Below are 22,159 nucleotides of genomic sequence, written 5' to 3'. Positions count from 1 at the left end.
ATTGAAACCGGCGAATTCTTTTTTTCATCATACTTATTAAATCGAACAGCCCCGGGGCACAGGAGAACGGTGCATGAATTCTCAATCAAATCCTAAGTTAAAAATTCTGATCGTCGATGACGAACCGGATAACCTCGACTTGCTTTACCGCACCTTCCATCGAGACTACAAAGTGTTCAGGGCAGAATCTGGCCCCGCCGCCCTAGAAATTTTGGCAAAAGAGGGAGAAGTTGCTGTGATTATCTCCGACCAGCGAATGCCAAAAATGAGCGGTACGGAGTTTCTCAGCCTGACGGCGGCTCAATACCCGGATGTCATCCGAATTATTTTAACTGGCTATACGGATATTGAAGATTTAGTTGAAGCGATTAATGCTGGCAAAGTATTCAAATACGTTACGAAGCCTTGGGATGCGGAAGAACTTAAAACTATTGTCACTCAAGCTGTTGAGACTCACAATATCCTGAAAGCGCGCACCAATGAACTGCGTAGGGCTCTCTCGCAAGAATCGCTGCTTTATGCCGTTACCAATACTATCCGATCGGCCCCCAATTACCAGCAAATGCTGCAAAGAATTGTGGAAACCGTGGGGCAGATGTTTGAGGTGAATTGTTGTCTGCTGCGACCTTTCCAAGACGGGCGGGCGGCTGACGAACAGTTCGTTTACCATGCGCCGGAAACCATACCTCTAGATGCTTCTGGACTTTCGGCGGATTTGCTGGCGGATTTGGTTTGGAAAACTCTGGATGTGCAGGTGATTCAAGATGCCGAAACTGATGAGAGAGTTTTAAATTGGGACAATCCCCAGCGACAGCAGGCTTATCAAGCTGCGAATATTCGATCGAGCTTAATCGTACCGCTGTTTTACAAAACGGAATTGATGGCTGTCTTAGCGCTGCACCAGTTCGATCGACCGCGCCAGTGGCAAGACCATGAGGTACAGTTGGTAATTACGGTGGCCGACCAAGCGGCTTTGGCGCTTTCTCAAGCCAGGGCTTACGAAAAGGTGCGGGCGCTGGCCAAGCGCGAGGCCTTAGTCAATACTATTACTACGGCAATTCGATCGAGCCTCGACCCCCAAAATATTTTTGCAGCCATTACTCAACAACTAGGCCAAGCTTTGCAAGTTGACGGCTGTGCCCTATCTTTGTGGACAGAAGATGATGAATACGTCCAGTGCGTGGGGCTCTACGACACAAATAGGAATACCGTGGCTGTAGAACAGGGTTTTAACAATCCAGAGGTAGCGGGGAACCAGGGAAACTCTGCTGGGCCAGGAACGGATTCTGCTAGCGGTAGTGTTAACTCTGGCACCTGGGTTTTTGCCCATCCTTCCTTGCCGCAATCTTTGGTGCCGATTCGGGGCAATCCGGTGCTGCTGCAAGTTATGGTATCAAAAGAGCCGGTGGCTATTGAAGACCTCTACGAACGCCCCGATTTAAATGTTACAGAACTGCAAGTTCGATCGCCAGCCCGCGCCCTGTTAGTCGTTCCCTTAATCTCCGAAGGCAAAATCATCGGCAGCATTTCCCTGCGCCAAAATCACACCATTCGCCGCTGGAAACTTTCAGATGTTGACTTGGCTCAAATAGTGGCAACTCAAGCTGCTCTAGCCGTGCAGCAGTCGCGCCTATACCAGACTACCAGACAGCAGGCAGAACGGCTCCTAGAAGCCGATCGGCTCAAAACCGAGTTTTTCCAAAATATCTCCCACGAATTCCGCACGCCTCTAACACTAACCATCGGCCCTTTGGAATCAGCTTGCGGCCGCCAAGAAGACTTACCCTACGAACAAGCGGTAATCGCTTTGCGTAATTCGCGCCGCCTCCTGCGCTTGGTAAATCAACTGCTGGACTTGCAGCGACTCGATGCCGGACGGATGCAGCCGAGTTTTCGCCCCTGCGATTTAGTCAGTTTCTGTTACTCTACCGCAGAGTCGTTCCGCGCCTACTGCGATAAAAAAGGACTGCAATTAATTACCCAACTGCAAGAATGTCCTTTACTTTATTTGGATATTGAAAGATTTGACAAAGTGATTTACAACTTGCTATCAAATGCTGTCAAATTCACCCCAGAAGGCGGAACAATCACCCTGACAGTTAAACCGGCAGGCGCTCACTGCTTGCTGCAAGTAAAAGACACCGGTATTGGCATTCGCACCGAACAAATTCCCTATTTGTTCGAGCGCTTTCGTCAAGCCGAAGGTTCTACCAACCGTTCCTACGAAGGCAGCGGCTTGGGTTTGGCGCTTGTCAAGGAATTAGTCGAACTCCACGGCGGTCAAATTTCCGTGGAGTCAGTTTACGGCGAAGGTACTACTTTTACCGTCTGGCTGCACTTCGGTTCTACTCACTTACCACCGGAACAGGTACTAGAAATACCAGCAGAGTTTCATTCATCCAAAGCAGCGGTGGAACTGGCAGATGTGGAAGGTGATTTGTCTGATGCTGAATTTGCCAATGAGAGTTTGGAGGCGATCCAACCGATAAATTCAGAAACAGCAGCCGGCACTGTTTTGGTTGTTGACGACAATCCAGATTTGCGCTTTTATGTGTCGGGAATTTTGCAAAATGCCGGCTTTGCAGTTTTGCTCGCTCGCAATGGCGAAGAAGGATTTGCAGCAGCCCAAAATCGCCGCCCGGATTTAATTGTCACGGATTTGATGATGCCTTTAATTTCGGGTTTGGATTTGATTCGGATGATTCGACAAGATGATGAATTGAAGGGAACTCCGGTAATCTTGCTGACTGCCAAAGCCGACGAAGATACTAGAATTGAAGGGGTAGAACGGGGTGCTGATGCTTATTTGTCTAAGCCTTTTAACGATCGCGAATTGTTGGCAGAAGTGCGGAATTTGATCGCCCTCAAACAAAACGAGCGCCGAGTGCAGCAGTTGAACAGTTATTTAACTGAGTCGGTGCTGCGCCGCTTTTTGCCGCCTTCGATGGTGAAGGCGGCTGCGGCGGGAGATTTGGGGCTGGATTTGCGCCCGGAACCGCGTTTGATTACTATTTTGTTTAGCGATATTGTCGGTTTTACTGAGATGGCAAATACACTGCGCTCGCGCCGGGTGGCTGAGCTGTTGAATGAATATTTGGCGGCAATGACTAAGGCTATTTTTGACAGTGGGGGTACGGTGGATAAGTTTGTGGGAGATGCGGTAATGGCTCTGTTTGGCGCGCCGGAGGAACTAACGCCTAACGAGCAAGTACGCCGCGCTGTGGCTGCTGCAAGGGAAATGCTGCGAGCTCTTAAGGAGCTTAACGAGCGCTGGGTGGAGCAGGGAATTGTGGGGGAAAATGGGATGCCTCCGGTGCGGTTTCGCTGCGGAATTCACCAGGGTACTGCGGTGGTGGGAATGTTTGGTGGCCCGGATCGATCGGATTATACTGCGATCGGGCCGAGCGTGAATATTGCTGCGCGCTTGCAAGAGGTGGCGGAAGCAAATTCTGTACTGATTTCAGCGGCGGTTGCAGATTATGTTGAGGAAGATCGAATTGTTAAATATAAGTCGCTGACACTTAAGGGAATTGATGAAACTGTGTTGACTTTTCTCTTGAATTGTGATTAGTTATTGGTTGTTGGTTGTTGGTTATTGGTTGTTGGTTGTTTGTTGTTGGTTGTTTGTTATTGGTTGTTTGTTATTGGTTGTTTGCTGCCAATTCTAATGTCCAATGCTTTTCGGCTCTTCTGCCCAATTCCCAATGCTTTTAGACCAAATGACTATTGACTATGGACCACTGACTACTGACTACTGACTACTGACTGCTGACTACTGACTGCTGACTGCTGACTACTGACTAAAATATTTTTAAAGTGACAAAAACTACTAATAAAAAATCCTCTAGCTATCCCTTTGACGGTTTATCTTTGGACGATCGCAATCCCGACTTCATTCAACTTTTGCTGCCAATCTGGGAATGGCTGTACCGCTACTATTTTCGCGTACAAAGCGACGGCTGGCACCACGTCCCCGCGAACGGAAAAATGCTCGTTGTCGGCTCCCACAACGGGGGAATCGCCGCTCCTGATATGTTTATGTTCCTGTACGAATGGTTCCACAGGTACGGCACGGAACGCTTGGCCTACGGATTGATGCACCCGACGGTTTGGCAGGTTTCTCCCGATATTGCTAGCATGGCAGTGCAGTGCGGTGCCCTGAAGGCGCATCCGAAAATGGCGATCGCAGCTTTGCGAAAAAATGCCCCGGTTCTCGTCTATCCGGGCGGCGCAGAAGATACTTTTCGCCCCTATCACTTACGCAATAAAATCTACTTTGCCGGACGCAAGGGATTTATTAAATTAGCATTGCGAGAAGAGGTGCCAATTGTACCAATTATATCCCACGGTGCCCACGATACTTTAATAGTTTTGGCGGATTTGTACGAACAAGCAAAGCAATTGCATGAATTGGGGATGCCGTGGTTGTTTGGCATCGATCCGGTGGTGTTTCCGGTGTATTTGGGATTGCCTTGGGGACTGAGTATTGGGCCTTTGCCAAACTTGCCTTTTCCCGTACAGATTCGGACTCGCGTGTGCGAACCGATTGTATTTGAGAGGTACGGTTCGGATGCGGCGCGCGATCGCGATTATGTTGATGCTTGTTTCGATTTAGTTACCACTCAAATGCAGGCACAATTAGATTGTTTGGCTGGTAATTGAGAATTGGGTGACAGCGCTCTTCGTTGATATATTGTGACATAAAGGGTGGTTTCCATAAAGGTTTATAAATGTGGCGCTCGCTCAATGTGGCTATACAAATAAAAATTACTTGTCCGCTGCTATTTACAGCTACCCATCCCTGCATAAAGTCCTAATTCAAAACAAGTCTAGTTGACCAATAACACAAAATTGACATACCATAAGTCTGCCTAAAGTGATAGTAGTCCGCAGACATATTTGTACACTTCCGACTGTAGGGGGATGTTTTAGCTCGTCAATAAGGCGATGCTTGCCATTGGGGGCACGAATCTAAAACTATATAATTAGTCAACTCGCGCCAACGATCGCGCGTACCCACCCTTTAACGAGGCATATACTATGTATCAAAATTTTCCAATAAATCCAGAAATGTATAACATCGGGTTCTTGCTGGCCCAAGTGCCAGTAGAACAGACTACAACTACAAACACAGTAGAAGAAACAGCACTCCTCTATTCCGGGCCGCAATTTTTTATCGCCCTAATCGCAGGAGTCGTTCTAGCCTGCGCTTTCCAACTGTTGCTGACAAATTTATCAGTAGCTGCAGGCCTTTCCTATATCGGACAATCCCACGATGACGGACACCACTCGGATAGCAGCAGCCCGCCACTGCGCCACATCGGCAGCAAAGTCGGCACTTGGACGCTAATCACCGTCACCGTCGCCCTATTCTTCGCTTGCTTGCTAGCAGTAAAGCTAAGCTTGATTAGCAGTCCGGTTTTGGGGGCGATCGTTGGTTTAGTTGTCTGGGCTGCCTATTTCTCACTTCTCGTCTGGGTGAGCTCCACCACCGTCGGTTCCCTGATCGGTTCCGTCGTCAACACCGCAACATCAGGCGTTCAAGCGATTTTTGGCACCGCAGCCGCAGCCTTGGGCGCGAAAGCAGCTAGCAATCAAGTAGTGGCCACAGCCAAAGCAGCCGCCGCCGCAGTGGGACACGAACTCGGTAGCGCGATCGACCCCACAAGCTTGCGGGAAAACGTCGAAGACTACATCCAAGCCCTCAAACCGCCGGAATTAGACATCAAAGCGATGCGCGGCGAGTTTGAAAAATTGCTCAACGATCCGCAACTCAAAAGCATTGCTGGCGAAAATTTGCCGAAGATCGATCGCCAAACTCTAGTAGATTTAGTCAGTTCGCGATCGGACTTGTCAAAGCGCGATGTCAACCGGATTGTAGACCAACTCGAAGATGCTTGGAAACAAGTAGAAAAACAAGAATCTAAATCAGACGGCATCGGCCAATTGGTAGATTATCTCAAATCTGCAAAATCGGGAGATTTGCTCTCAGAGCAACTGACAAGTAGGGTAGAACAAGCCCTCAGCAGTCTGGGCGGTCAAAATTCCGGCCAAAGCCCCACCATGAGAGCCCAAGCAACGACAATGGCAGTCAATGCTTTAATGGGAATAGTTTTGGGCCGCACGGACATTTCCGATTTCGATGTAGAAAAAGTAGTCGGTCAGCTCAAAACAGCTAAAGATAAAGTTAGCGCCCAAGCTGATAAAGTTAGTGCCCAAGCTGATAAAGTTGCCGCTAAAGTCAAAGGCGAACCCGAAACTTACAGCCCGATTCGCGCCGATGTAGAAAACTACTTGCTCAACACTTATTCGTGGCAGATGAACCCGCAAGCGATCGAGCGCGAATTTCGTGACGTGATCTACGATCCTACGGCAGATCCGGGAACTGTGCGCCGCGAATTAGAAAAACTCAATAAATCTCAGTTTGCGGAAATTCTCGCGAGTCGAGGCGTTTTGACTCAAGACAAAATTAAAGAAATTTCCCAGGATTTAGAAGGAATAAGACGGCGAGTTTTAGAAACCGTTATCTTTGCTGAAGAGCAAGAAAAAGTTCGGGACTTGCAGTGGCGGGTGGAAACTTATTTGAAGCTGACTCCGAAAGAGGAACTGACAGCAGCAGGTATCGGGAGCGATTTCAAAAAAATCTTAGAGGATTCCGATGCGAGTTACGAACAGTTGCGCGATCGGCTTTCTCCTTACACCCGCGACAGTTTTGTGCAAATTCTCAGAGGCCGCGAAAACTTCGGCTTCCAGGAAGTAGAACAGATTGTCAACGAGTTGGAAAAGACGCGAGATGTCGCTTTAGCAGATGCTAAAGGCCTGCAAGAAGCCGCGCAAGTCCGACTAGACAATCAGTGGCAAAAAGTACAAGAATACTTGCAGTCTACGGGCAAATCAGAACTCAATCCCGAAGGCATCAAGCGCGATTTCAAAACACTGCTGGACAATCCAGAAGCGGGAATGTGGGCGCTCAGAGCTAGAGCTTCTCGGTTCGATCGCGATACTTTGGTAAAATTGCTATCTCAGCGCAAAGACCTCAACGAAAATCAAGTAAACGAGCTTCTCGACAGCGCCGAGGAAACTTGGCACAGCGCGCTCCAAGCACCGCAAAAACTTGCAGAAAAAGCTAAGGATCAGTACGACCAAACTACGACCGCCCTGGCAGATTACCTCCGCAATACTGGCAAATCAGAACTCAATCCTGAAGGGATTCAGCGCGATTTGACGAAACTGATGGAAAATCCCAAGGAAGGGGCTCTAGCGCTGCGGGGACGCCTCTCTCAGGTCGATCGCGATACTTTGGTAAAACTGCTTTCTCAGAGAGATGATTTGACTGAGGAACAAGTCAATCAAATTATCGACCAAGTGCAGGAAACTCTGGGCTCGATCGTCAAAGCGCCTCGCCGTTTGGCGAAGCGGGTACAAACCCAAGTCCAGGATTTTCAGAGCGTTTTAGAGGATTATTTGCGAAATACGGGCAAGGATGAATTAAATCCCGAAGCCATCAAGCGCGACTTGCAACTGCTGCTGCACGACCCAAAAGTCGGCGCTTACAGCTTGGGCGAGCGTCTGTCGCACATCGATCGAGAGACTATGGTTTCTCTGCTGTCTCAGCGCCAGGATATTTCTGAAGCAGAAGCTGCTCGCATTGTGGATGGAATTTTGTCGGTGCGCGATGAGTTTGCACTACAAATCCAGAAAATTCAGGATCGCATTCAGTCGGTAATTGACGGGGTTCTCGGAAAAGTTCGGGATTACCTCAATTCGCTCGATCGCCCTGAACTAAATTATGAAGGGATTACGCGGGACGTGCGTCAATTATTTGACGATCCCCAAGCTGGATTTGATGCTTTGCGCGATCGGTTAGGTCATTTCAACCGCGATACTTTAGTAGCACTAATGAGTTCCCGCGAGGACATCTCCGAAGCCGATGCTAACCGCTTGATCGACCAAATTGAAGTCACCCGCAATAGAGTGTTGCAAAGAGCAGAACGCTTGCAGCAAGAAGCCCAGCTTCGCCTTGAAAGCATCAAACTTCAAGCTGAAAAACAAGCTGAAGAAACCCGGAAAGCAGCCGAAGTTGCTTCTTGGTGGCTGTTTTTTACCGCTCTTACCTCGGCCGTAGCAGCAGCCGGTGCCGGTGCTTTAGCTGTTATCCGCTAACTAAAGACTGAATTTGCTGCAAGCTAATAGTGCCTGATGTGAGTTCCTACTGACATCAGGCACTATTTTTATCAGAGTTTTCAAGGGGAGCATTTGACTTCTGCAGCCAAGCTAGAAATTGGAGACAGGAGACAGGAGACAGGAGGAAAGAGGAAGAAAGAAGGAGTCAAAAGAAGTGTTTTTACAAATATAAGATGCTCCCCTTTTCAAGAGCGCGTCGGCTCGATTCATATCAATTCCGGTTGCACTCATACATGATGTTAACGGTTAACAGTTAACAGTCAAAAGTCAACGCCTGAATTTACTATTCCGATGAAGAGAGGATTTGATATAATACTGAAAAACTTTTTCAGACTTGACCGTATTTTCCATAAGTTTAGTATAGTAGAGATAGATACAGGTATAGCCTTTCAAGCTCTCATATGAGGTACTATCCGGGATAGGGCATAGGGCATAGGGCATACCTCACACCTCACTTTTGTGAGAACCGCTATAGCATAACCGCTAGTACAAACGGGCGATAATCCAAAACGACTGGCTAGAAAACAATAATATCTCGTGGGTAGCGAACACCACAAAAAACATAGCTAGGGCAGCCACCGCGCACCCATACCAGAAAACTCAAAAATTTAGTAGTTAAATGTACGCCAAGGGCATACGGCAACCTGGGAAGTGATTCCTGAACGCTTGGGGAGACAAGCCCTCTGGGGCTATTCAAATTAGACTCGCAACTTCGTTCAATCGGACGGTTTTTGGGTTTAAATATTGCCGAAAGGATGGATAGTTTAAAGGTGTGTCAGTGAATCAAGAATCCCCGCGCGTTCGCGCCCGGGAGTGTCAAGAAGGTAATTAAAGATGTGAAAATACTACACTGATGTGGGGGCGACATATCGGATATCTTGGAAATACCAAGGACTTTTGCCAGTGGGCCCACAACAGTCAAAATATGCAGGCCCTGTGGAGCCAATGCTAAATAACCTACGTCTCAAATCTCCCCAGGCTAGTTGCCTAGTAGCACAGTGAGGGGGGCGACGCCATGCAACTCCGAAAAAAAACACTATTAATCATCGGTGCAGCTCTAATCAGCCTGATTCTGGTTCTCTATGCCACTGCATCAACTATTTTGCTGCACGATTTTCAAAACCTTGAGGCCCAGTACGTCCGCCAGGATGTCGCGCGGGCTTTGGATGCCCTAGATGACGACTTGTCGAATTTAGACACCAGCGCCCAAGATTACGCCGAGTGGGACGATACTTACTCTTTTGTTGATACACAAAATGAGGCTTTTGTCAAGTCAAATTTCGTCGATTCGACATTTACTTCCTTGAGACTAAACTTGTTGCTAGTGCTGGACTCCAGCGGTCAGACGATTTTTAGCAAAGGTTTCGACCTGAAGTCCCAAACCGAAGTGCCGATTCCCGAAAGCTTGAAACAGCAATTGATTGAGGCGCTGCTAGAACCCTCGACACCGCAGGGCGATCGCGATCGGGCAAAAGCAGGCGTCATTACCCTCCCAGAAGCTAGGCTGCTAATTTCTTCGAGGCCGATCGTCAACAGCAACGCCCAAGGCCCGCCGCGGGGGACGCTGGTTTTGGGACGCTACCTCGACAGCAGCGAAATTGGTTTGCTTTCGGAACTGACTCACCTGTCAGTCGATTTTAGGTTGCCGAGTTTAGATTTTAAATTGGGTTCTGCGAACTACTCCAAACCGGGCGCTAAGGCGATCGCCCGATCGATCGAGGATTTAGACAATATCAAAATCAAAATTTCTAACCTCAAATCAGTAGAAATTTTAGTCGAACCAGTCAGCGACAACGTAGTCGCAGGATACGCCCTGATTCGCGACCTCCAAGGCAACCTAGCACTGCTGCTGCGAGTAGAGGCAGACCGCATCATCTACCGCCAAGGTCAGGCTACCTTGGGCCTGTTTACCCTATCAATACTGGCAGTAGGTTTAGTATTTAGCGCGATCGCCCTGCTGTTGCTAGAAAACTTAGTCTTGGCAAGATTGGCAGACCTAAGCACCAGCGTCAGCAACATCGGAGCCAACGGAGACCCAGACTTGCGCGTTCATATGAGCGGAAAAGATGAACTCGCAAGCCTGGCCGGCGCCATCAACAAAATGCTAGAAGCATTGAGCAACTCTCAAGTCGAACGCTTTCTAAGCGAAGACCGCTATCGGTTGATGGCCGAAAACTCAACCGACATGATTACCAGACACAACCCCGAAGGCGTGTTTATTTACGTGTCCCCCGCCAGCCGCGCTTTGCTCGGATACGAACCTTCGGAACTCGTCGGCGCGATCCCCAACCATTATTTTCACCCAGACGATTTAGAAGCCATCAGCAAAGCTCACTCAAAAGTCCTCGCGCTTCCAGTGACTTACACCGTCAGCTACCGCATCCGCCGCAAAGACGGCAAATACATTTGGTTTGAAACCACCAGCCGCACGATCCGCGATCCGGAAACTGGTTTGGTGCAAGAAATTATTGGTATTTCCCGCGACATCAGCGTCCGCAAGCAAACAGAACAAGAACTGCGAGAAAGCGAAGCTGCAATTAAAGCTTTGTACCAAGTGACCTCGGCTCCCCGTACTGACCCGGAAGGCCGCCTCTTTACCTTTGATTTGCGCCTCCAAGAACTGCTGGTGATGGGATGCCGACAGTTGGGTCTGTCCGTGGGAATTTTGTCGCGCATTCAAGGCGACAAATATGAAATCGTGGCTGTGGAATGTCCCGACGGGTCGATCGAGAAAGCACAAATCTACGACCTCGAAAAAACCTTTTGCGGGACTACAGTAATGGCAAAAGAACCGATGTACTTTGAGTCGGCGAGGTTTGCAGCTTTGTGCTTCAACACCGAGGACCCAGCATTCAAGATCGAAGCGTACATGGGCATTCCCGTCACCGTGACAGGTGAAGTTTACGGCACTTTGTGCTTCCTTTCTCCAACTCCTCTGACAGAACCGTTCCGAGTTGTAGACAGAGAGTTGGTGAAACTGATGGGTCAGTGGGTGGGAAGCGAACTAGAACGCCAGCAAACAGGCGTAGATTTGGCAAAAGCTCGCGACGAAGCACTGGCGGCTACCAAAGCTAAAAGCGAATTTTTAGCCACCATGAGCCACGAAATTCGCACTCCGATGAACGGAGTCATCGGCATGACCGGTTTGCTGTTGGATACCTCCTTAACTCGCGAACAGCGCGATTTTGTAGAAACTATCCGCAGCAGCGGCGATGCCTTGCTGACGCTGATTAACGATATTTTAGATTTCTCGAAAATTGAGTCGGGCAAATTGGACTTGGAGGAACATCCGTTTGACATCCGCACTTGCATTGAGGAATCTCTTGACTTGGTAGCTACCAAGGCGGCACAAAAAAAACTGGAATTGGGTTACTTGATCGATCGCTCGGTACCGACAATGGCGATCGGCGACAGCACCCGCTTGAGGCAAATTTTAATCAATTTGCTCAGCAATGCTGTGAAATTTACCGCAACTGGAGAAGTAGTAGTTTCGGTGACGGCCAAAAAAATTTCAGTGCCGCCAAACCCTGCAGAACCGCCAGAAATTAATGGCGAACCGCTAGCAATTAACCAAGCATACGAAATACAATTTGCGGTCAAAGATACGGGTATCGGCATTCGGGGCGATCGCATGGATCGGCTGTTTAAATCCTTCAGCCAGGTAGATTCTTCAACAAGCCGACACTACGGCGGTACCGGATTGGGTTTGGCAATTAGCAAGCGTTTGGCCGAAATGATGGGCGGCAGGATGTGGGTAGAAAGTATGGGTTGTATTGCCGGCAAGCCTCCGGTAGATTTTAAAGCAACAGCTTTTGATGTGGAATGGGGAGACTCCTGTGAAATTGCCGAAAAATATTGCTCTGTCAAATCCGCACTCAGCACCAAGCCGATCGACCAAAATCCCCCATCCGCCGGCTCTACTTTTTATTTCAGCACGATCGTTCGTGGCTGCAAAAGTTCTTTGTCAGTTAACTCGACCAATTGTCAACCGGAATTGGCTGGGAAGCGAGTCTTGATTGTCGATGACAATGCTACCAACCGCCAAATTTTGACTCAGCAGGCTCAGTCTTGGGGAATGGTGCCTAGAGCTTCAGCTTCGGCTCGTTTGGCTTTAGATTGGCTAGCTGCTAAGGAGGCGTTTGATTTTGCAGTTTTGGATATGCAAATGCCGGAAATGGACGGGTTGGCTTTAGCAGCGGAAATTCGCCAGTATCCTGATTGCGAAAAGTTGCCCTTAGTGATGCTAACTTCGATCGGCCTACCAGAAATTAACTGCTCTGCAGTTGATGTGAATTTTGCTGCTTTTTTGAACAAACCGATTAAACAATCTCAGTTTTACAATGTTTTAATCAATATTTTTGGGGAACCGCAAGTAACTGAAATGAGAGGGCCGCGCACTAGCGGGGCTTTCCTCCAAAGCATACCAGTGCTGGCAGATAACTTACCGCTGCGGATTCTGTTGGCGGACGATCATTTGGTGAATCAGAAGGTGGCTTTGCAAATTTTGCAGCGGATGGGCTATCGCGCGGATGTGGCGGGAAACGGGATCGAAGTGCTCGCAGCTTTGCACCGCCAGCCTTACGATGTGGTGTTGATGGATGTGCAAATGCCGGAAATGGACGGTTTGGAAGCTACCCGCCTCATCCGCGAGCAATTTTCGGAGGATTTTACCTTAGAAAATTCCCCTGAAGAATCAGAAGTTTCTGAAACTGACGAACAATCTAACAATCCCAAATCCCAAATCCCAAATCTAAAATCGACGAACCCTTGGATTGTGGCGATGACAGCAAATGCGATGCAGGGCGATCGCGAAGAGTGCATGGCTGCGGGGATGGACGATTATTTGAGCAAGCCGATCGCCATTGAGGAGTTGGTTCGAGCTTTGAAGGCGTGTAAATCTCGATCGCGCCCAGAGTGCGATCGCCCGGTGCCGATTGTTTGTGTAAACTCGCAGATTGAACAGATCGGAGAAACGAGTGAATTAGATGTGCGATCGAATGGGGGTGTTGCAGGAAATGCACAACTGACAATTCCCAATTCGATCGCAGTTGTCGGGTTTGGTGAATCAAATCTCGATCGGGCTTTGTTAGAAAGTCCCGATTGTCTGAGTGCCAAGATTATAGAAGGACTGCGAGATGTGGAAGCTTTAGAGGAGGCGATCGAGATTTACCTCGAAACAGCTCCCGAACTGCTGCGAGGCATCTCTACGGCCGTCAGGAGCGCCGATCCGCTGGCTTTGCGGCGAGATGCTCATTCTTTGAAATCGATTAGCGGTACTCTCGGTGCTTTTGGCTTGTTTAAGCTGTGCGAGCAACTCGAAATCATGGGCCGCATCGGAATACAAGCCAACCAAGCTTTACCTGCTCCGGCTTGCGAGCTTTTAAAACAAGTTGAAGCCGAGTATCAAAGAGTTGAGGCGGCGTTGAAAATGGAAATGCAATATGTTGATGGGTAATATCAATTCCGGTTGCACTCAAACATGATTGTTGATTGTTGACTGTTGATTGTTGATTGTTGATTGTTGACTGTTGACTGTTGACTGTTGACTGTTGATCGGGCAACTTACAGGAGAGAGGGCTGTAGGAGGTGTTTAAGTTATTAACTTTTCGAGCCTAAAAAAATAGTTAAATCCTCACAGCAAGGTGATAGATAGATTGGGAAAATATAGCAATCCTAAATGATATGAATCATTTAGGATTGCATCGTCAGGTGATTTAACCGGTGCTAGAATACAGAGGACACAGAGAGAGAGAATAGAGATATGAATACAGGACGATGCTACCGGATTTGATATCAGATAAATTTGTAGGGTAGTGCCAAGAATGCCTGCCCCCCTATCTATCGGGCAACCACGGGGCAAGCGAGTCCCTACAATAATTATGCAAATGATTTAGGATTGCTATATCATGTTTGAGTGTTACCGGAATTGATATTAGCCGTTAAATTTGATACGAATAAAGCCTTTGTCCTGAAACTCTTCAACCCAAAAGCAATGACATATAGCGGTTCGATCGCGTGGTGAGGTATGCCCAATCCCTCCGCAACGCTAGAGCCCAATGACCTGCGCGGGCCAATCCCCTGCGCGGGCCAATGACCTGCGCGGGCCAATGCCCAATCCCTCCGCAACGCTAGAGCCCAATGTCGCATAGTACCTCAATACATATTATGGATTACAATCTAATTGCTAAAATAGTAATATTTTCTGTATCAATACCTTTTACTTTTTACATTGCTTACGCTGCAAAAGTAGCCCTCAATCTCAACCTCGATATATTCGGGGCTGGGCACACTCCTGCTAAGTTAGAAAAGCTATCCGGTGGCATAATTAAATGTAAGTGGTTCCCTAATCCTCACCACTGCCCCGGAAATAATCATGTTAAATATTCAGTCCCGGACGCATCAAAATCCAATAAACCGGGTTTTTGATGGTTTTTGTATGCTGCAATCAAATTTTCTGGTAAAAAACCAAGTTTGTGACCAAAACCATCCAGGATACAAGCCCCCGGATTCATCCGTGGAGAAATAAAAAACCTGTATCAGATGAAACTTGCCCCCCGAATTTATCCGTGGGCTCAATCTAAAATCTAAAATCTAAAATCGATTGACTGGCAAACTTATTTTCGTGTTACCAAAACCCAATCCTCGGCTGTTTTTACAACCTCAGCATTCTGCAAATCTAGATGTTTGAGGACAGGTTTTTCTAACAGAAAATAAGGTTGCGGGACAGATTGCCATTTTTGTTTCAGTGTAGGCGCGTCGGTGACAATAACTTGCCTCTGGCTGTAAAAATTCAGCGACGGACGCGGTAGGCGGTGAGAAGTAAAGACTTCTTGGCCGATTGGCGTTCCTTCGCGGACAATTTGGGCGATCGGCTTAACCGGATAATCCTCTCCCAGTTCCCAAACCCAGTTGTCGGAAGCGACAAATACCAACAGCGAGACGTAAGTTCCCCAAATTAAAACTAATAAAAATTGTCTGTCTTTGTTGTGCAGCAACACGGCCGCCAGTGTCATTGTCAAAGCTACAAACATCATCATTAACTGCAAGTCTTGCTGGTGGGATACAATTTGTCCCCCAATCGGTATTAAGCCGCTAAAGTACGCGCAACCGACTACAGCCACCACCGCCAGTATTGCCAAAATCGCAGGATGAGGCAAAAAAGATATAGCATCAAAACGTTCTTCTGCTTCATCTTTGATAGGCTCTGGCGGTAGGGACATTTGCTCCCAAACTTCCGCGAAATAACTACCAACGGCTAAAGCAAAAGCTGGATAAATTGGCAAAACATACCAAGGCAATTTCGTATTCATCACAGAAATAGCCAGCAGATATACTCCTGTCCAAACTAATACTAATTTGGGGCCGGGAAAATTGCGATTTTCCCAACTCAAATACAGGCCTTGCAGATAAAATAACTGCCACGGCCAAGCTGATTCTAAAATTTCTAAAAGATAATACCAGGGCGGGCCTTTGTGATTGCTTACTGGTTCCCAAATCCGCCGGAAAGATTGGTTTAGCAAGTTGGCGTTGATGAAATCTTGGCCGTAGTGCAGCCATTGGGCAAAATACCAAGCAGCTACGGGGAAAGTTCCGATCGCCAATCCGCCCCAAAGATAGCCAGAAGTGAGGAGTCGCGGGGTATCCCAAACCAGGAAAATTAAACCGATCGCGCCCAGCAGCAGCCCCAACATCACGCCCTTAGTCAAACAAATGAGTCCGAACCCGATCCCCGCCCCCAAGGCGTAGCGCAAGTCGCGGCGCGATCGCAACAAACACCACATCGATGCCAGCAAAAAACACAAAACTGCTCCGTCTAACATCGCCAAACGTCCGTGCCGCACTACCGGAAGCAGCGTCAGATAAACGAGAGCCGAAAAAATGGCGATCGAGCGCTGCGGATACAACTCCCGCCCAATGGCGTAAAGCATGGGCACAGAAGCCGCCGTCAGCATCGCCGGTACCAACCTCGCCGTCAATTCGCTAACGCCGAAGTTGGCAAAACACAGCCCGATCAGCCAGTGTACCAGCGGCGGTTTGTTGAAATAAGGCATAGAGTCGATCGTCGGATACAGCCAATTTAAATTGCCGCGCCAAATTTCGCGACTTACCTGCCCAGCAATCCCTTCATCCCAATCCCGCAACGCCGGGCCGCCGAGATTGAGCCCGAAAATTAGCACCGCAGCCAACAGCAAAGCCAGCATCCACAGTTTGTCTGTCAATCTGTCATTGAAGCGAGTTTTCGGTTTACCTACCGAGAATGGAAAGATTTTTGACATAAGGAATGACCGTTTAAGATTTTCGATTTTAGATTAAAGAATTGAAGAATGGGGAATCACTTATAAATTCAGGGTTGGGATCGCGGGCTAGGGTGGTTGGATGCTTTTGGGAAACTGGGCTTAAAAGAATTTTTCGCGTCCCAAACAGAAGGTAAACTTAGACAGCAGTTATTTGCGACAAGGAAAATACCGTGAACTTACCTGTAATTATAGATATCATAATTGGCCTAGTGTTTATTTACCTGACTTTAAGCTTACTAGCTTCAGAAATTCAGGAACTGATTGCTACTGTTTTACAATGGCGGGCGGAACATTTAAAGAAGTCGATCGAAGTGCTAATTTCTAACGGCAGCGACGCCGCCAAAGAGCCGCTGCAATTTCAGCGAGTCGAACAATTTGCCAATGCGATCTACGCCAATCCGATTATCAAGGATTTGAATCAGGGAGCCAAAGGGATTTTCTCCCAAGGATTTCGACTTATTACGCACCTTATGGGTGATTTGTACCGCCTGCTGACTCGCACCAAGAATGTTTTTGGCAATCAATCGACAGGGCCTTCTTATATTCCACCAGAGAGTTTTTCTGCTAGCCTTTTGGATACTTTAAAAATTTCTAATTCAATCCGAGCGATATCTAAAGCCAGATTGGAAAGATTTAAAGATTTACAGTTGGCACAAATTCAAGCGATTAGCAATCATTTGAATCTGCCGGAGTCTGCAAAATCGATTGTCGAACAACAATTTAGCTGGTTGACGGCGGAGTTTAATCGGGTTGTTGAAGATTATAAAAAAGATTTGGCGAGTTTGAACAACAGTTTGGTTCGGATGTCGGAAAAACTAGAATTTTATATTAATGATTCTCAGGTTTATCTGCCAGAAACTGAGCTAGGAGGGAGAGATTTTCAAAGACAGATGGCATTTATTAAGGCTAGTTTTGATAGCGCATACGAGCGGGAGGCGCTGCGATCGCAACTGGAACCGAGTTTGAGCAATTTGTTAAATAGTGTGAGGAACTTTAAAAAAACTCAGGATAGGGTAGCAGAAATTATGGAGGAGCAAGAAAACGGTTTGATGTACCAAGAAATTCAAGAAATTTTGGGCATTATGCCAGAATCTTTGAAACGCAGTCTTTCTATTTTAGCGCAGCGTGCTGAAAAAGGCGGCGGAGATAGTCAAGAGCAGTTGCAGCGGTTTCAGCAAGAAATTGAAACTTGGTTCGACCAATCGATGCAGCGTGCTTCCGGCGTTTACAAGCGAAATGCTAGAGGGGTGGCGATTTTGCTCGGAATTGCGATCGCGATTGCTGCTAATGCTGATAGCATTCATATTGTTAATCGGTTGTCGAAGGATTCGATGTTGCGATCGACTGTTAATTTGTATGCTCAGCAGTTGGTTGAAAAAAACGCTAAGACTAAATTAGATAATTTAACCGGTCTTAGCCAAGTTCAGCAGGATGTCGATCGAGCTTTGGATAATGTAGCTCTACCTTTGGGATGGAGCGAACCGAACAGGTTAGAAATAGACGCGCAGGGTAATTTATTGTTGCCGGCTTTCATGGCAAAATTGCTTGGTTGGATATTGAGCGGCGTAGCTATTTCAATGGGAGCTAGTTTTTGGTTCGATGCGCTCAACAAGATTGTTAATATTCGCAATTCAGGGAAAAAACCGCCATCTACTGACGACTGATACATTTACGCGCGCCACAGACTCTCATACAATTTGAGATTTGAGATTGGAGATTGGGGATAGGAGCGATCGCCAAAGGCTTTGGAGGACGGGCTACCGAGTGGTATTCTGACTTGAAAGTGGTATTACCTAAAGGATACAGAAACCATCGGTAATTACGGGCCATTCGGCAATTCGGGAAAATACAAAAAATATAAATTCCGTGCGATCGCGGATGGCAGAGCCAAACAGATGGGCGAAACTAATAAAAGGGTTACATGGAGACGAGCAACACAAACAATGTCGCTGCCAGTTTCCTGTGATTTGACTCCCAGGGTGTATCTACCGTTCAACACCCTTTTGGAGGAAGGAAAATGTTCACTTCTTTGACAGAAACCAATCCTGCCTCGGAATACCCAAATGCCCCATCCAAAAGCTGTCTATTTAACGATTCCAGCATTAATTCGGGGGGATATTTTATTTCTGAGATTTTGGTGGCGCTGGCATTAATTTTCGTCGAGTTTAGTCGCTGTAATGGCATCGAGCAAGTTACCTCGGCACTGCAAAAATATGCCTCTATCTTTGGAGAGATTGACAAATTTTGGACAATTTCTAGCAGTTCAGATTACCTAGAACCGTGCAAAAGCCAATTGCCAACACTCCAGAAAATACTCGCCCCCGAAGAAACCGCGTTTTTTCACCGAATCTGCAGGTGTCCAGCAAGTATTTTGGTACAGTTGCCGATCGACAACAGCGGATTTGCTTCGTTTTATGCCGATCGAGATACTGACACATTCGGCAACTGCACGGCGGGCGATTCCCTTCGGGAATCGGCAGCAATTAACTCATACTTAATATCAGACTGTTTTGAATGTTAGTAAATACCACAACAAAATCGGCATCTGTGTTTGAGATTTTTTTTAATTGTCTGAATTCTTCAAAATGAATCATATAATTAATCTTGAATAATTAGATAAAATAGACATTTCCAATAATTGTGGATTTGGGATACTGCTGGCTCTTAACAGGCTTGTGAGGATAATTCTCATACAAGTATGGACGCGAAATAACCGTCTCAGCCCGGAGCATTTCATTGGGGCATTTTTTTGATAAGGCGAACGTCCGCAGTTGCTAGACGGTCGATCCCGTGGGAAACCTGGCGATTTTGCACGCATTAACATACAACAAAGATGCTCCCTGTCCGTCTATCCAAAGTATTAAATTTCTATCAAAATGCTAAAGATCAGTTAGAGGAGTTACTAATACCAATTTCATAAAGTAGCGTTAGATATTACCCCCCAACCCCCCCCTTATTAAGGGGGGCTAAGAGTTCATCTATAGCACATAGGTCAGAAAAATGGTATAAGTAAGAAATTACCCTGAAACCCATGCCCCAATGCCTGTAATTATCGGTATCCCCAGCAAAACAAGGCTAAAATAATCCTGCTAAAAAAAAGCAGGTTTTTTTTTGTATTCCCGATATTTGTGTTATCTAGTGCTAGCAATTACGAGCAAAAATTCGAGCAACTACAACCAGAACCGAGTGAAGTCCGGAAAAAAAATAAATTAAAAATATCAGTTAAAAATATTGCTTTATTCCCAAAACTGATGTTAATATGTATGAAAACAAGGCTGATAAGATTACTCCAGGGATGTATCTACCAATAACGCCCATAATGGAGTATCAAATATGACTTCTACGTTCGCCCAAGTTAACTCAAAATCCTCTCTTGAAAAACTGCCCCCGCGTTCCTTAGTCTTCATTGATTCCGGCGTGGAAGATTACGATTCAATTGCAGCAGGAGTGCTGCCGGGACAGCAGGTAGTGATACTAGACCGCACAAAAAACGGTATCGAACAAATCTCTTCTGAAATTGAAAAATACGCCTCTACCAACGGGGCGATCGACTCGGTTCACATCATTTCTCACGGTAGTTCTGGCAACTTGCAACTTGGCAATACCGCTCTGGGTTCGGATAACATCGAGCAATACAAAAGCCAGTTAGAAAAATGGCAGACTTCACTAGCCCCACAAGCAGACATCATGCTGTACGGCTGCGATGTAGCATCCGGTACAGGCGCTAATTTCGTTGACAAACTCAGCCAATTAACGGGAGCTGACGTTGCCGCATCCACCAACATCACCGGCAAAGACGGCGACTGGAACTTAGAATTTGCTAAGGGTCAAATTGAATCGGACTTAGCCTTGCGGTCAGATGTGATGGCAAATTACCGAGGTGATTTAGCTACTATCGTGGTAAGCAACAATAGCGATAGCGGTGCTGGTTCCTTGAGAGCTGCGATCGCATCCGCTGCCGCCGGCGATACAATTACCTTCGCTCCCGGTTTGGCCGGTCAAACCATCACCCTCACCAGCGGTCAACTCGATATTCCTGTTGGCAAAAATATTACGATTGACGGCGCAGCAGCAGCGGGTTTAACCATCAGCGGCAATAACGCATCCCGTGCCTTTTTTGTCAATGCAAATGTGGTGACTGCTACAAATTTTGCAGTCAAAAATCTCTCTATTGTCAAGGGCAAAACTGCCGAACGAGGCGGCGCGATCGGTACAACGGACGAAGTAAGCCTCACAGTAGACAATGTTGAGTTCAATAATAACGTTGCCGATCAAGGCGGCGGCGCAATTTTCGGCAATTTCAACAATACTCTGACAGTAACGAACAGTAAGTTTAACGGCAACACGGCCACTGCAGCCAATGACGAACGCGGTGCAGGTGCGATCGGCTTTTTGAGTTCCAAAGCTTTTACTGTTACCAACAGCGACTTTACAAACAACAAAGGAATTAACGGCGGGGCAATTAACAGCCTTCAGGGCAAGTTAACGATTGACAGCTCGCGATTCATCGGTAACGACACCACCGCAGCCGTTTTCGCATCAGGCCAAGATAATCCCTTTTTAAGGGGTTTTGGTGGCGCAGTTTACACAGACAGAGCCAGCAATCCGAGCGAAGCTTCCGGCACAATCAAGATTACCAATAGCGTATTTCAAGACAATAAAGGTCGAGGTGAAGGAGGTGCAGCTTATCTGTTCACCGGCAGCCAAGACAAGGTGATTTTGGAAAACAGCACCTTCCAAAATAACGAAATTATGGCGCTACCCAACGGTGGAGGTCCTGGAAACGGTGGTGCGGTAACGAATTTGAGCGACAGCACCAACCAGGGATTGACTGTTACCAACACCACCTTTGCTGGCAACAAAGCCAACAATCAAGGTGGTGGCCTGTGGACGCTGAATGCCCCTGCTACGATTACTAACAGTACGTTTTCTGGCAACTCCACCGCGTTTGCTGCTGATGATTTCAACAAACTCGGCGGTGCAATGACTCTTGGTGCACCCACAACTATTGTCAACACTACGATCGCCGATAATAGTGCTGGTTGGGTTGGTGGAGGTATCTTCGCCGATGCCGGTAATGTCACCCTCAAAAACACGATTCTTGCCAACAATACAGCGGCTAACGGAGGAAACCCTTGGGGAATTAACCAACACGTCACCGACGAATACGCCGATGGAGGAGGGAATTTTCAGTGGCCCGTGATTAGCACCGATATTAAGGCGACAGCAAGTGCGACGGTGGCAGATCCGAAACTCGGCCCTTTGCAAAATATCAACGGCGCTTTCGTAAGGCCCCTGCTGACAGGAAGTCCGGCCATTGACAAAGGAGTACCAAGCGGCGCACCAGCTAAGGATCAGCGCGGCCAGACTCGCCCTCAAGATGGTGATACCATTCCAGGGGCGATCGTAGACAGCGGTTCTTTTGAATTCGGAGGTACTGTCGTCCCAACTCCGACACCAACTCCCACACCAACTCCCGCGCCGACACCAACACCCGCGCCGACACCGACGCCGACACCAACACCCGCGCCGACACCGACACCCGCGCCGACACCAACTCCGACAGGGACGCCGACACCGACACCGACGCCCGCGCCGACACCGACACCCGCGCCCACGCCCGTGCCCACACCAACACCCGCGCCCACGCCGACTCCCGCGCCGACTCCAACTCCGAC

General features: G+C 47.7%; 10 protein-coding genes. 8 read left to right on the top strand and 2 right to left on the bottom strand.

All coding sequences use genetic code 11. The annotated features are described in order from the left end of the window. Positions 1-73 precede the first annotated feature (73 nt). Together AACV78_RS02145 and AACV78_RS02140 are read left to right on the top strand one after the other, a co-directional pair. Entirely contained in the window at positions 74-3,571 is a 3,498-nt protein-coding gene (locus tag AACV78_RS02145; RefSeq protein WP_194008727.1) for a response regulator, read from the top strand. 245 nt (positions 3,572-3,816) lie between these two features. Then, the gene (locus tag AACV78_RS02140) at positions 3,817-4,662 is read left to right on the top strand and encodes a lysophospholipid acyltransferase family protein (protein WP_194008728.1); all 846 of its coding nucleotides are present in this window, start codon (positions 3,817-3,819) and stop codon (positions 4,660-4,662) included. Here AACV78_RS02140 and AACV78_RS02135 read toward each other — a convergent pair. Continuing rightward, positions 4,616-4,807 carry a DUF4915 domain-containing protein gene (locus AACV78_RS02135; RefSeq protein WP_228042567.1) on the bottom strand — a complete coding sequence of 64 codons (192 nt, stop codon included), beginning with the start codon at positions 4,805-4,807 and terminating at the stop codon, positions 4,616-4,618. The two genes, AACV78_RS02140 and AACV78_RS02135, sit on opposite strands and share 47 nt — an antisense overlap. A 233-nt stretch (positions 4,808-5,040) precedes the next feature. On the opposite strand from AACV78_RS02135, the gene AACV78_RS02130 reads away from it, so the two are divergent. The 3 genes from AACV78_RS02130 to AACV78_RS02120 all read left to right on the top strand — a co-directional run bounded on the left by AACV78_RS02130 (position 5,041) and on the right by AACV78_RS02120 (position 14,610). Continuing rightward, complete coding sequence (locus AACV78_RS02130; RefSeq protein ID WP_194008729.1) at positions 5,041-8,163, top strand: MFS transporter; 3,123 nt, start codon at positions 5,041-5,043, stop codon at positions 8,161-8,163. A 1,036-nt stretch (positions 8,164-9,199) separates the two neighbouring features. After that, positions 9,200-13,639, top strand: coding sequence for a response regulator (locus AACV78_RS02125; protein WP_194008730.1), 4,440 nt, complete (start codon positions 9,200-9,202; stop codon positions 13,637-13,639). A 710-nt stretch (positions 13,640-14,349) separates the two neighbouring features. Beyond that, positions 14,350-14,610: a hypothetical protein gene (locus AACV78_RS02120; protein WP_194008732.1), complete on the top strand. Its 261-nt coding sequence runs from the start codon at positions 14,350-14,352 to the stop codon at positions 14,608-14,610. Positions 14,611-14,798: 188 nt separating this feature from the next. Here the strand turns inward: AACV78_RS02120 and AACV78_RS02115 are convergent, their stop codons facing one another. Then, on the bottom strand, positions 14,799-16,460 hold the full coding sequence (locus AACV78_RS02115; protein WP_194008733.1) for an ArnT family glycosyltransferase: 1,662 nt from the start codon (positions 16,458-16,460) through the stop codon (positions 14,799-14,801). 191 nt (positions 16,461-16,651) lie between these two features. Here AACV78_RS02115 and AACV78_RS02110 point away from each other — a divergent pair, with 191 nt between their 5' ends. The 3 genes from AACV78_RS02110 to AACV78_RS02100 form a co-directional block, all read left to right on the top strand. After that, complete coding sequence (locus AACV78_RS02110) at positions 16,652-18,145, top strand: hypothetical protein (RefSeq protein ID WP_194008734.1); 1,494 nt, start codon at positions 16,652-16,654, stop codon at positions 18,143-18,145. Positions 18,146-18,498: 353 nt separating this feature from the next. After that, complete coding sequence (locus AACV78_RS02105; protein ID WP_194008735.1) at positions 18,499-19,002, top strand: hypothetical protein; 504 nt, start codon at positions 18,499-18,501, stop codon at positions 19,000-19,002. Between the two features lie 812 nt (positions 19,003-19,814). Next, the coding region (locus AACV78_RS02100) for a DUF4347 domain-containing protein (protein WP_194074373.1) at positions 19,815-22,159 on the top strand (2,345 nt) is incomplete at its 3' end.

It is taken from the genome of Tychonema sp. LEGE 07196 (assembly GCF_963890365.1).
In the GTDB taxonomy this organism is placed as follows: Bacteria; Cyanobacteriota; Cyanobacteriia; order Cyanobacteriales; family Microcoleaceae; genus Microcoleus.
This window is presented reverse-complemented; position numbering and strand designations above follow the sequence as displayed.